Origin of the sequence: Desulforamulus aeronauticus DSM 10349, from assembly GCF_900142375.1 — a bacterium.
GTDB lineage: Bacteria > Bacillota > Desulfotomaculia > Desulfotomaculales > Desulfotomaculaceae > Desulfotomaculum > Desulfotomaculum aeronauticum.
Genome location: NZ_FRAR01000009.1, coordinates 77,611 through 90,461, shown reverse-complemented (window position 1 = coordinate 90,461; position 12,851 = coordinate 77,611). Strand labels below are relative to the sequence as shown.

Below are 12,851 nucleotides of genomic sequence, written 5' to 3'. Positions count from 1 at the left end.
TAACCAGGATGTTTTATCTTTCAGTGTTGTTAAAGGCCTCCTGGTTCTCAATCAATCCATCCAGTTCGTATAAGACCCGAGAGATAACTATGCTACGATGATCCAAAAGATCGATTTCAGTTACTGTGGTAACTGGACATTTCTTTTTGTCGTATAACAACCTCACACGCGGGTATAGGGAGAATCCCTTTTTTGTGCTTATTACCACCGCTATATCACCACTGCTTAACTCAACCGGTGTACCAGCTGGATAGGCAGCAATATTTGAAAGGAAGGGTTCAATTAAATGGTAAGAAAACAAATAATCTCCTGCCCCTGATATCATCTCATAGGCTTCGTGAGGTAAAAATGCCTTCCGATAAACCCTGTCAGCTGTAAGGGCATCATACATATCCACCATGCCGGTAATTTGAGCAAATTCGTGTATTTCGTTATCCTTTAAACCTCGTGGATAGCCTTCTCCGGAGTAGCGTTCATGGTGTTGATACACGACTAACTTCGATAAATTGCTAACCTGTGAATTTTTGTTTAATATTTGTTGTCCAAATTCCGGATGTTTCTTGACAATTTCATACTCCTCCTGTGTAAGGGGGCCAGGTTTGTTTAAGATCTCCTTAGGAATTAATATTTTGCCAATATCATGTAATAATGCTCCCATGCCCAGGTGATGCAGCTTAGGGCGCTCATAACCTAGGGAAATTCCTGTCATTAAGGCCAAGACGCAAACATTTACCGAATGGGCAAACACATAATCATCCATCGAACGAATATCAGTTAATTCAACAATAAGCTTTGGGTCATTCAATAATTGATCAATCATTTCACTGATAGTGCCATATAGTTTCTCTGTTTCCGCAAGACTTTCACCCATAGAATGAGAATGTTTTTGTAGTGTATTTCTAACTTGCTTAATCGCTTTAATCCTGACTTGATCTGAAATAACATCCTCAACAAACAGATCCGGTAAGAAGCCATCATCGATATATAACGATGGAATTCCCATCAGCCTCAGGCGAGCTATGTATTTATCATTCAGGATTACTCCAGCATGTAAGAGCGTGTGTCCATTACTGTTTTGAATGGCACGCCCGACTTTCATACCGGGCTTTAAGTTATCGATGGAAACCCGCCGCATGATAACCTCCATAGACATATTCGAATTATAAAATATTCTACTGTTACCTTAAAATTCCTGCCAAAAAGAATGTTTCCAGTAAACTTTCGTCAAATCATTATAGATTTTGTAGCAGCTGCAAGGTCTTCTCATAACTTTAGCGAATTAGTCATTCATATAATAGGGTATGAGAGGAGGGGACTCTTATAAACAGCCAAAAGTTACGTAATATTGCCTCGATGGTAGTTTTAATAACTGTTTTTATCTGGTTTACCATAGTAAATCCTTCTGGACTAAAAACGGCTTTAGGACACAAAGCCATTTGTCGGGTTGATGTAACAGATAAGGTAGTTGCCCTAACCTTTGACGACGGTCCTGACCCTCGATATACTCTACCTATTTTGGATACTTTAAGGCAATATCACGCTCATGCCTGCTTCTTTGTAGTCGGTAAAAATGTAGAAGCATATCCCAACATCGCAAAAAAAATAATTTCAGAAGGTCATGAAATTGGTAACCATACCATGACCCACCCACAGATGCCCGATTTATCCGCTCGGGAAACACATCAGGAGATTTCCGGTTGTCAGCAAATTGTCGAGAAAACCATTGGTCAACTTCCGATGTATTATCGCTCCCCCAAAGGTCTAAGCACAGATTACGCTAAAACCAGTGCTTCAACCTTTGGCTTACAGGAAATACTCTGGACCCTAACGATTGAAAATCGCAATGCTCCCACCCCTGAGAAAATGGCCAACAGAGTTCTGGAAAAGGTCCAACCCGGTTATATCATCTTACTGCATGACGGCAGACTGAACCGAAGTAAAACCGTTCAAGCCCTTCCACTTTTATTAAAAGGACTTCAGGATCGAGGCTTTCGAGTGGTGTCTCTCTCTGATTTATTGTCTATGCAAAACACCAATTACGATGATATATCTTAAATTATAAAATGTATTTATTTTAGCTACGCAAAACCCCCTCATTTTTTATAAGATAAAATGAGGGGGTTTTGCCTATTTTTTACTACTTTTCATTCAATGTATATGATTTTTTATTGTATATCGGCAAATATAAAACTTTCCGCTATACCTAATGACAAACTACTCTTCCACCAACATCTAAAAACCCGGTGTACCTAATGGGCATAACTATAGGTTACGGGTAGGTAGCAATCTAAGTTTTTTCAAAAACTAACCATTTTGGCATAAAATTCTTTACTTATTCTTTGCCAATTGCGATTGAAGTAATTAACAATTTGTGCTAGTATCATGACAAAACCTTACCAAAACAGATATAACCAAGACAAAAATTGCCTCGGTAAATAAAAATATATAGTGTTTATAATAACACCTGTGACAGCCACGCAGTTGTCACTACCTTCATGGTTATTGTAGCACTAACGGGGCATATTCGCAAGGGGGTTTCAGGTGATTTTTCAATAAATTTAGGAGGTGTTGCCCTACTCGGTGAAAAATCTCATATATTTTGTCACCAGACCTGGGTATAATTCATCATCACTAAGTGTAAATGCCTAGATTTATTTACCTAAGGGTCCCATTTTAGATGCCCCGAAACTATAAAAATCATGGAGGGATTAGTATGACTATGAATGATTTTGCTACCTGGGCTCAGGAGGAAATGGATAAATGCAATGTTCACAATGAAATTGAAACTAGTAAAATGATTGTAGAAATCATGAAAAAATTTTTTGCCATAGGTCGGGAAGAAGAAAGTAACTAGGCTTATAGATAATTTACTTTTAGGTCCTAGCTGGGCTTCGTGGAATTACTCTGAGGTCTAGGGGAAAGTTAGTTTTATTATAGAAGGAAACCCCCGCATCGGCGGGGGTTTCCTTATTAATTCATCTTATTTGAATTAGAAGCCTTTCATCGGGTTGGGGCCGTATTCCTCAAGGTCCTCGGCAAATTTGTCGATGATCTTGGGTAGTTCAGCATAATCCATAATATTAATCTGCATCATGCGAACACGATCTGATTCCAGACCTAAGCGGTCGAGAGTTTCAGACACCTTGGACAGACGGATCTCGGCCAGTTCGGAACCCTTCATGAAGTGGCACTGGTAGTCATCTCCATGTTTGCAGCCCAGCAGCAATACGCCGTCAAAGCCCTTGGACATGGAATCAGCAACCCATACCAGGTTCAAAGAGCCCAGGCATCTTACAGGCAGGATACGCACCCAGGAATTGTACTTCAAACGGTTGATACCGGCCATATCCAGGGCAGGCATAGCATCGTTTTCACAGGCCAGAATAAGAATTCTTGGCTTTTCTTCATCTTCTTCGGGAACCTCTACAGCCTTAACCATGTTACCGATCATGGCCACAGAATAGTTCTTGAAGGAGATAATACGCTCTGGGCAAGCTCCCATACAAGTACCGCATCTTCTGCAGCGAGTGGGGTTGGGTAGCGGATTACCTTTGGCATCTTCGTTAATGGCACCAAAGGGACACTCTTCGGTACATCTCTTGCACTGGGTGCAGCGTTGTAAGGCAAATTCGGGATAGGATAGGTCACCACTTCTGGGATGTACAGCAGCACCACCAGCAGTGACTTCTACACACTGGATTGCCTTTAAAGCAGCACCGGTAGCATCACCAACAGCCTTGGCCATATCCATAGGAGCTCTTACACTACCACAAGCATAGATACCAGTCCGGCGTGTTTCGTAAGGGAAGCAGATAAAGTGGGAATCCGGAAAACCATATTTCAGGTTAGGTAGTTCGGGACCCTGTCTGTATTGCAGGTTCAGGATCTTCTCGGCAGCTTCCTGAGTAGCTGCCGCTTCACCAGCAGCATCTCCCTCAGCGGCTACAATGGCCTCTGTAGCCTTGTTAGTGGGAATCATACCGTTGGCCAGCACTACTAAATCAATATCTTCTACCTTGGCGTTACCGCCTAGCAGAATATCTTCGGATTCTACAATTAGCTTGCCGCCAGCTTCGGAAATACCGGTAATATCACCTTTAATGAAAACAGCACCCGTTTCCTGTGCAGCTTTATAGAAATGCTCATATTGGCCGGAACTGCGGATATCTTTATAGAAAACGTAGGACATAGCTTCGGGAGCCAGTTCCTTTAAAATAATGGTTTGCTTTAAGGTCTCGACGCAGCAGGCTGCAGAGCAATAGGCAAGACGCTCGGCATCCCGGGAGCCGGCACACTGAATAAAGGCAACCTTCTGAGCACCAATTTGACCCGCCTTAGCCTTTGCCTCAAATTCAGCATGGGTAATAACGTTAGGATATTTACCATAGCCCAGGTAATCTAAATTTACATCATTGGGCTTAGAGCCAGTGGCCAGGATAATGGCCCCTACTCTTTCAGCTACAATATTGCCACCTTGATTAATTTCCGCATCAAACATACCGGGACCACCAGCAATTTTCTCAATCACAGCACCAGTGTATACCTTAATGTTAGAATTCGCTTCAATTTCAGCAATACGGCCGGCAACATTGGGATCTTCCGGCACTGCAAAAGGAGCAGCCATGGGAGTGGTTTTGTAAACTTTATTCAACCAACCACCTAGAGCAGCTTCTTTTTCTACCAGTACTGCAGGATAGCCAGCTTTGGCTGCTTCTAAAGCTGCTGTCATACCAGCTAGGCCACCGCCCACAACGAGAACAGTTTTGGACAGGTTTTCACCCACGTAAGGCGCAGGAGCTTCACCAGCTTTAATCTTTTCTAAACCCATACGGATCTGATCTTCAGCCAACATTTGAGTATCTTCATCGTCGGCTTCGTGTACCCAAATCACTTGTTCACGTAGATTTACCCGATCCACAAAAACGCCGGGGAATTTGAAGACATCGCCATTTACACGGTTGGAGCAAGCAGCGATGACAAAACCGTCGACGCCCTGAGCTTCGATTTCAGTTTTAATTAACTCTACACCTTCTGCGGAGCAGAGGTAGCCGTGTTCTTTGCAAACAGGCACCTTATATTCTTTGGCTGCTACTTTCGTTAAAGCCGCTGCATCGAGGGCTTCGCCAATGCCGCAACCTGTGCAAAGGAAAAATCCAAGTTTTTTAGCCATTGTCTTACCCCCTCACTGTAGATTGAATGGCTTTAATCACTGCGGCAGTTGCACCCTGTACAGAGGAAGCAACATCACCAGGCTTAGCAACACAACCGGCAGCGTAAATACCGGGCACAGAGCCACTCAATACAAAGCCGTCTACATCATAACCAACGGCAGCAGGAACTTGTGCTGCTGCTGTAGCAGGAGCCATACCAGTGGCCAGAACCACCAGATCATACTTCAATTCGGTAATTTCTTGGGTAATCTGGTTTTCGGCCAATACGATAACATCCTTGGTTTCGGCATCTTCTTTAATTTCAGAAGGCTTACCTTTAATCATGGTGATATCATATTCTTTGATCTTATTATAGAAGTCTTCATGCTTACCCATAGCGCGAATGTCCATATAGTAGATGGTAACTTTGGCATCGGGATACTGCTTTTTCACATAACTAATGTGCTTTAAGGTAGCCATACAGCAGACGGAAGAGCAAGCCTTTTGATGGCTTTCGTCCCTTGAACCAGCACATTGTACGAAGGCAATGTTCTGCGGCTCTTTGTTGTCTGAAGGACGAACAATTTTACCACTGGTAGGACCAGTAAGGGAAGCCAATCTTTCCATCATAATGTTTGAGATGGCGTTGGTAACAGTACCGCTGCCATAGTTGGCCAATTTCTCTACAGGGTAGGAATCCCAACCGGTAGCCCAGATAACAGCACCAACATTCAGGTTCATGGTTTTAGCAGTCATACCCAAATCCACAGCCTTCACTTCACAAACTTCTGCACACTTACCGCAAGAAGCGCCAGTACAGGCTGTGTTATCAATGACATACTTCATGGGGAAGGCAAAGGGCTGAGGCAAGTATGCAGCCTTGGTTTTATTTAAACCAAAGTTAAATGCATCTGCTCTTTCAACCGGACAAACTTCGGCACACTTGCCACAACCTGTGCAACCATCGGTAGTATAACGGGGATTCAGTTTAACAGTAACATCAAAGTTACCTTCCTGACCGGAAATGCCTTCTACTTCAGCCAAAGTCAGCACTCTGATTTTGGAGTTCTTTCTAATTCTTTGGAAGTTAATTTCCAAACCGCAGTTTGGTGGACAAAGCTTGGGAAAATACTCATTGATTTGAGAAACTTTACCGCCCAGGTAGGCATTCTTTTCTACTAAGAACACTTCATAACCCACTTCGGCGGCTTCCACAGCAGCGGTAATACCACTAATCCCGCCACCAACCACTAATATGCTTTTATTTGCCATTTTCTCACTCCCTAGTCCAGTTGTGGGTAAACTGTAGCCTTTGGATAGGTGTTTAACAAAATTTATTTTAGAAAGGTTTCGTTAATAATAATCTATAATTACTAAAAATGTAAAAAATGTTTTTCCCTGCCAGGCATAAAAAGTAAAAGCCAGGCGCCTTTCAGGCCACCTGGTCTAATGGGCCCTAAAAGGCCTTTACATCTAAATGAAAGGCCCGTGGCCGTAGTTGCCACGGGCCCGCTGTTACATCAGCAATTTATATTGTCTAGATTGTAATTAGTCAACCAGACGGATGATGGGGCGCTTGATCATTTCCCATTCGCCGTTAGCAGCATCGTACTTGCAGTTGCAGAATACTTCCCACTCAGGATTGATAGCGGGCATATCAGCACGGAAGTAGTAACCAGGGAAACGGGTTTCTTCACGGAACAGTACAGTGCGAATGTGGGATTCAGCCTGTAGGGTTCTGTGGATGTTTTCCCATGCTCTCATCAGTTCATGCAGGTTGCGAGCAGCCAGTTTCTGACCGTCTTCTTTCAGCATGAGCAGATATTCTAAACCTTTTTCTAACAGAGCCTTGGAGGTAGTAAAGTTAGCTACAACACCGCCAGCATACTCGTCCATCATCTTCTGCAGACGGAACATGTACATTTTGGGCAGAATGTAGTTGGGGTTCACATCGGCATCGGTAGTGAAGCCGGAGAACTCTTCCCAAACAGCCATAGGCTTGAGAACTTTAGCAGTTAATTCAGCAACCTTAGCATCGTCGAGAGCGGGTTCTTGGTTGTTTTCTAATACGAAACGAACCATAGATTTACCAGCAATACGACCTTCAGCGTGGGAGCCGGAGGAGAACTTGTGGCTGGAAGCACCGGAAGCGTCGCCAGCAGCGAACAAGCCTTTAACGGTGGTCATGTTGGTGTAACCCCACTGGTATTCAGCAGGAGCTAAGTCAGCAGGACCGGAAACCCAAGCACCGGAAGCACCGGAGTGAGAACCGATGAAGTAAGGTTCAGCAGCAGCGATTTCGGAAGCTTTTTCTTCAGGAGCGATGTCACAAGCTGCCCACAGGATAGCCTGAGATACAGTCATATCGAGGAAGTCTTCCCAAGCTTCGCTTTCTAATTCCTTCATTTTCTTCTTGAAGGCTTTGGGATCGTCTTCGTATTTCTTAGCTAGGTTAGCAATAGCTTCAGCAGTCTGCATATACAAGGGGCCTTTGCCATCGCTTACGTCTAACATACCGAGGTAGTTACGCAGGTTAGCAGGGATAGGCTTAACAGCACCATAGGGACCCCAGTTAGCTAACTCTTCGCGACGGGTAACCATGTACTCTTCGCCAAAACCGTTGGTAGCACGGGATTTGAAGAGTAGGAACCAAGCGCCTACAGGACCGTAAGCATCTTTAAAACGTACAGGGATGAAGCGAACTTCTTGGCAAGTCATTTCAGCGCCAGCAGCCATTGTAAAGTAAGCGGAAGAACCGGAGCTAAAAGGAGGATACCAGGAACGGCCTAAGCCTTCACCGGTGGAACGAGGCTTGAATACGCCTACTGCGCCGCCCATAGCAGCCAGAACAGCTTTAGCCTTGAAGACAAATACTTTCTCTTCACGGGTGCTGAAACCAATAGCACCAGCGATTCTGTCGCCATCCATGATGGGTTCAGTGATGAAGATACGCTCGTAAATGTTGTCGGTGCCCAGAGCGTTTTTAGCAGCTTCAGCAACGATAACCTTATAGGATTCACCGTTTAACATGATCTGCCAGCGACCACCACGTACATAGTTACCTTCTTCGTTAGTCCAGATGGGGAGGCCCCACTTTTCAAACAAATGAACGGAAGAGTCAACGTGACGGGCAATGTCAGCGACTTGGTCATCACGAGCGATGCCCATTAAGTCGTTTTTAACGTATTTTACATAATCTTCAACGGTGTTGTCGCCTTTAGCGATACCGAGGTACTGGTTGATAGCGGACAGACCCATAGCAACAGCACCGGAACGGTCCATAGCAGCTTTGTCAACCAGAGTAACTTGTAAACCTTGTTTCTTGGCCCAGTAAGCTGCTTCAACGGCTGCGCCGCAAGCTGCCATACCACCACCGAGGATTAGAATGTCGGTACTCACTACAACAGTTTCAAAATTCGGCATTATATTAAACCTCCTCCGATAGTTGATTAACTGAAATTACTTCTTCAAGGCAGGCAGTTCAGGAGTACCTACAGAGTAGGGCTCGGTGAACAGAAGTTGATTGTTCAGATCTTCTTGGTCTACAGTATAACCGCCAGCGGGTTCTGCAGCACCTTCAGCAGTGGTACGGATGGGGAATTTGAAACGCTTCAGCATACCATTACGGAACTTAACAGTCCACATAATGCTGTCGGAGCTTCTGAGAGGTACGCAGCTAGCGCCCATGGGAACAAAGTCAGCATAACCACGAACGTCGATAGCCTGTTGAGGGCAAATCTTAACGCAGCAGTAGCATTCCCAGCACTGGGATACGTCACGGTTGGTGGCTTTCATTATTTCTCTGTCCAGAACCATCAGGTCGTTGGGGCAGATGTACATGCAAGCGGTTTTGTCCTGACCCTTGCAACCATCGCACTTTTCAGCAATTACAAAACTAGGCATTTTTTTACCTCCCTATTGCTAATTTTTAAAGACTATCGTCTTTAAGCCAAAATAATGAAGTAAGAAATAAAGTAGATGATGAAGAAAAATATATGATGTCTTTGTAACAGAACTTGTCTCCCCGCTACCGGCAAATTCATTCCTAGTATTTACTTCGGAAGACTCCGAATGGGTTTTATTGACATAACCTTAGTGTAAGTCTCAGATAGATAACTTATTGGATCTAACCACCTCCTCTGATCTGGTTATTAACAGCCAGCAGTTAGGGGGGGTATCCTGTTGATACAGCGCGGTTATCAGAACCGACACTGTATCAACGAAGTTTTACCTGTTTTTACTATGCCAAGATCATATTGTCAACTGACAGACAGAACTTTTTTGTCGTTTATTGTAGAATGATGAAGATAATGTTCTTTATTTAATTTTAAAGCATTCTACAAACTAGCAGGAGTCAAGAACAATTACTTACCGCTATCCAAGCCTTGGTAGTACTTGGTGAGAATTTCCAGAACTTCTTTACGTCCGAATTCGAGCGGGGGCAGTTCGCCTTTACCAAACATTTCACGAACCTTGGTGCCGCTGATGGCGATACGATCTTCTGGACCGTGAGGGCAAGACTTTTCAGTAGCCATACCTTGGCACTTGGTGCAGTAGTAAGCGGAGGTAACTTTGATGGGCTGGCAAAGGAGTTCGCCGGGCTTAAAGGCATCAAAGATTTCCTGAGCTTGGTAAGAAGTATAGTAGCTGCCTACGCCAGCATGGTCACGACCAACGAGGATGTGGGAGCAACCAAAGTTTTGACGGAATACAGCGTGCAGAATAGCTTCCTTAGGACCAGCATAGCGCATTTCCATGGGATATACGCGCATTTCAATGGTTTTTTCGTTGAAGTAATATTTCATGTGAGCTTTGTAAGCTTCGAAACGTACTTCAGCAGGGATGTCACCCTTCTTCAGTTTACCAACGATGGGGTGCAGGAACAGGCCATCACAAACTTCGTTACCAATCTTGCACAGGAACTCGTGGGAGCGGTGCAGGGGGTTACGGGTTTGGAATGCACAAACGGTGTTCCAGCCTTTAGACTCAAACAGAGCACGGGTTTCAGCAGGATGAGCATAGTAACCAGCATACTTTTCATCGTAACCTAATTCAGAGAAGGTTACAATGTCGCCACCAACATAGATTTCACCTTGGGACATAACTTTTTGTACGCCAGGATGATCAGCATCGTCGGTGAAGAAAGCAGATTTGCACTCTTTCACTTTGTCATAGCCATACTTGTCAGCAACGGTGATGATACCAACATATTCGCCAGACTCGTCGTCAACCAAAGCCATTTCTTGGCCAGCAGCGATGCCTTCGGCTTGTTCTGCGGTAACTGCCAGGGTTACAGGCAGGGGCCAAGCTAAGCCGTTTGCTAAGTGCATGTTTTCGATAACGCCTTCATAGTCGGCTTGAGACATAAAACCTGTCAGAGGGGAGAAAGCACCCATACCGAGCATTAAGCAGTCGGAAGTTTCACGAGAACTCATGCGGATAACTGGTAGGGATTCAGCTTTGGCTTTCAGTTCGGCCCACTGTTCTTTCGGGGCCAATACAGGGGTTAATTTTCCACCATGCGGTTGAACTAATGCCATAGTGCAACATGCCTCCTTGTTTTTTTTAAAATTGGACTATGTCCTGCTTTGTGAATACAAACACTTATAGTTTCATACCACTTAGCTGGTACACTGTTTACATCAGATTGTTAATTAGCCATAACCCAAACCCTGCCAGGGTTTTATTTTATGAAACGAATCCAAGTGTGTCATATTTTGTAAAACTATACGTGATCATATTCACTTGGATTATCTGATGTTAACAGGCACCCCCACTCTCTCTATCTAAGCAGGTGCCAGTTGGTATTGCAAGGCCTTGTTACTTTTGTTACTTGTGATTAATACTACATATTCTAGCTGGTTTTTGGTTTTCCTGCTACCTTTTATAAATTTATTAGAATTTGTGCAAAAAAGTATTTGCAATAATAATTGCTTTTTGCTACTATTTCTAAGCCCATTGCTTAAGAGCATTATTGGGAGATACAATACAATAATCCAGTCCAGCGGCCTTGCGATCTAAACCATAGGCAAGGGCCATTAGTTGAGTAAAGAAAAGTACAGGTATATTATATTTGGTACCATAGGCTTTGTTGACCTTAATTTGAAAAGCATCCAGGTTCATCTGGCATAGGGGACAGGGGGTAACGATTAAATCTGCCCCTGCTTCGTAGGCACTCTTTAAAATCGGGTATAAGGCCGAAATGGTTACTTCGGGCGAAGTCATTGCCATGATGCCGGTACAGCATTTGAGTTTATGGGAAAAATCAACCGGCTCTGCGCCCAGGCACTCAATCACATTGTCAAGAAACGTCGGGTTTTCACAATTGTCGAATTCCCTTAGTGCTCTGACAGTTTGGCAACCTACATAACCGGCTACCTTAAGTCCCTTTAAAGGCTTGACTACTTTGGCGGCAATTTTTTCTAACCCCAAATCGGAAACCATAACATCCAGCAGCATACGAACCTTTAGTTTGCCATCGTAACTAAGACTATCCTTACTAAGTGCATCATTGGCGTTATATTTAAACTTGTCATCAGCAAATTTTTTATTGACGTTGCCCAAAATTGCATAACAGGAACTACAGGTAGTAACTACATCCTCCTGGCCCATCTTTTCAGCCAGTGCCAGGTTTCTAGAGGCCAATACATCCGCAGCAAATTGGCCGGTGACACTGGATAAAACGGTGGAGCCACAGCAGTTCCAATCTTCTATCTCTTTAAGCTCTATTCCCAATACTTTAGCCACTTCCACTGCAGAGTGATGGTAACTAATAGCAGTTCCTTCACTTGAACATCCGGGATAAATTGAGTATTTCATACTAGTGACCACCCTCCTTCTGAGCAATTTCAGTAGCTCGTTTTAAAACCTCACGCAGTTTGGCAGGGTCTTTAACACCTTTAGGCGGTAATAATGGTAAGCGGCGGTGGAGCATTAAACCCTTACCCACGTCCTGCATATCAAGTGCCATTTTAATGGCATTCCCTAGCCCTATTTTTAAACCATAATTTAAGGTAAGTCCGCCTTCCCAAATACGTCCACGCTTAGTAACATCTTTCTCATAAACTTCGGCCATAGACTGGGAGTTATGTTTGATTCCATTCTCCACAGCCAAGTGACGGAGGTCATGCATTACATCCATCATGGGAACCCCACGGGGACAACGACAGGCACAGGTGTAGCATGAAGTACATAACCACATAGTATTGGCCTTTAACACTTCATCCTTGCGACCGGCCCGGATGAGCTGAATAATGCGTCTGGGTGAAAGATCCATTTTCTCCCTAAGTGCACAGGTAGTAGGACAAATCCCACACTGCATGCACATTTTTACCCATTTGCCATTTTCCATCCCATAAACCTTTTTAGTAAATTCCGAATCGTATTTTACTGTTGCCTTTTCCTTTGCCTCAGCTTCAGACATTTACTCTCTCACTTCCCTTCGGGCATTCTTCCATACAGCCTGGCAACTCTCCAACTGTCAAACCGACATTCACTAACCGAACGGCTTGTGAATGTCCGCACACGAACTAACGCAATGCTCCCCTCGACACCCCCTTATGTTTAGGTATAAAGTTTATATTTATAAAGTCTTAGGGATTTAAAAATGAAATAGCCAAGAATTTTAGTCAACTATCTGACAAATTATAATATTAAATATATCATTACTATTTTTAGTTGACAAGTAGTATCGTTAATTTG

Annotated in this window: 10 protein-coding genes; 2 read left to right on the top strand and 8 right to left on the bottom strand. The window is 43.9% G+C overall.

All coding sequences use genetic code 11. The annotated features are described in order from the left end of the window. Positions 1-13: 13 nt before the first annotated feature. Entirely contained in the window at positions 14-1,135 is a 1,122-nt protein-coding gene (locus BUA78_RS05830; RefSeq protein ID WP_072911837.1) for an HD-GYP domain-containing protein, read from the bottom strand. Positions 1,136-1,353: 218 nt separating this feature from the next. On the opposite strand from BUA78_RS05830, the gene BUA78_RS05825 reads away from it, so the two are divergent. Then, positions 1,354-2,055, top strand: a complete 702-nt coding sequence (locus tag BUA78_RS05825; protein WP_084082327.1) for a polysaccharide deacetylase family protein — start codon at positions 1,354-1,356, stop codon at positions 2,053-2,055. 658 nt (positions 2,056-2,713) lie between these two features. Further along, entirely contained in the window at positions 2,714-2,854 is a 141-nt protein-coding gene (locus BUA78_RS20155; RefSeq protein WP_175548975.1) for a hypothetical protein, read from the top strand. Between the two features lie 135 nt (positions 2,855-2,989). Here the strand turns inward: BUA78_RS20155 and BUA78_RS05820 are convergent, their stop codons facing one another. From BUA78_RS05820 to BUA78_RS05790, 7 genes are all read right to left on the bottom strand, one after another. Next, positions 2,990-5,170, bottom strand: coding sequence for a hydrogenase iron-sulfur subunit (locus tag BUA78_RS05820; RefSeq protein WP_072911832.1), 2,181 nt, complete (start codon positions 5,168-5,170; stop codon positions 2,990-2,992). Positions 5,171-5,174: 4 nt separating this feature from the next. After that, positions 5,175-6,422, bottom strand: coding sequence for a CoB--CoM heterodisulfide reductase iron-sulfur subunit A family protein (locus BUA78_RS05815; protein ID WP_072911829.1), 1,248 nt, complete (start codon positions 6,420-6,422; stop codon positions 5,175-5,177). Positions 6,423-6,698: 276 nt separating this feature from the next. Beyond that, positions 6,699-8,573 (bottom strand): adenylyl-sulfate reductase subunit alpha, encoded by a 1,875-nt coding sequence (gene aprA, locus BUA78_RS05810; protein ID WP_072911827.1) that lies wholly within the window; start codon positions 8,571-8,573, stop codon positions 6,699-6,701. A 36-nt stretch (positions 8,574-8,609) separates the two neighbouring features. Then, positions 8,610-9,053 carry an adenylyl-sulfate reductase subunit beta gene (gene aprB, locus BUA78_RS05805; protein WP_072911824.1) on the bottom strand — a complete coding sequence of 148 codons (444 nt, stop codon included), beginning with the start codon at positions 9,051-9,053 and terminating at the stop codon, positions 8,610-8,612. Between the two features lie 461 nt (positions 9,054-9,514). Further along, positions 9,515-10,690 (bottom strand): sulfate adenylyltransferase, encoded by a 1,176-nt coding sequence (sat, locus tag BUA78_RS05800; RefSeq protein ID WP_072911822.1) that lies wholly within the window; start codon positions 10,688-10,690, stop codon positions 9,515-9,517. 409 nt (positions 10,691-11,099) lie between these two features. Beyond that, entirely contained in the window at positions 11,100-11,969 is an 870-nt protein-coding gene (locus BUA78_RS05795; protein WP_072911819.1) for a CoB--CoM heterodisulfide reductase iron-sulfur subunit B family protein, read from the bottom strand. Between the two features lies 1 nt (position 11,970). Next, a complete protein-coding gene (locus BUA78_RS05790; protein WP_072911818.1) occupies positions 11,971-12,573 on the bottom strand; it encodes a 4Fe-4S dicluster domain-containing protein in 603 nt (200 codons plus the stop codon). Between the last annotated feature and the right edge of the window lie 278 nt (positions 12,574-12,851).

What these genes read in the sequence shown, in the direction of transcription:
- aprA (WP_072911827.1), bottom strand. Translation starts at nt 8,573, where the DNA reads ATGCCGAATTTTGAAACTGTTGTAGTGAGTACCGACATTCTAATCCTC.
- sat (WP_072911822.1), bottom strand. Translation starts at nt 10,690, where the DNA reads ATGGCATTAGTTCAACCGCATGGTGGAAAATTAACCCCTGTATTGGCC.
- BUA78_RS05795 (WP_072911819.1), bottom strand. Translation starts at nt 11,969, where the DNA reads ATGAAATACTCAATTTATCCCGGATGTTCAAGTGAAGGAACTGCTATT.
- aprB (WP_072911824.1), bottom strand. Translation starts at nt 9,053, where the DNA reads ATGCCTAGTTTTGTAATTGCTGAAAAGTGCGATGGTTGCAAGGGTCAG.
- BUA78_RS20155 (WP_175548975.1), top strand. Translation starts at nt 2,714, where the DNA reads ATGACTATGAATGATTTTGCTACCTGGGCTCAGGAGGAAATGGATAAA.
- BUA78_RS05830 (WP_072911837.1), bottom strand. Translation starts at nt 1,135, where the DNA reads ATGCGGCGGGTTTCCATCGATAACTTAAAGCCCGGTATGAAAGTCGGG.
- BUA78_RS05790 (WP_072911818.1), bottom strand. Translation starts at nt 12,573, where the DNA reads ATGTCTGAAGCTGAGGCAAAGGAAAAGGCAACAGTAAAATACGATTCG.
- BUA78_RS05815 (WP_072911829.1), bottom strand. Translation starts at nt 6,422, where the DNA reads ATGGCAAATAAAAGCATATTAGTGGTTGGTGGCGGGATTAGTGGTATT.
- BUA78_RS05820 (WP_072911832.1), bottom strand. Translation starts at nt 5,170, where the DNA reads ATGGCTAAAAAACTTGGATTTTTCCTTTGCACAGGTTGCGGCATTGGC.
- BUA78_RS05825 (WP_084082327.1), top strand. Translation starts at nt 1,354, where the DNA reads ATGGTAGTTTTAATAACTGTTTTTATCTGGTTTACCATAGTAAATCCT.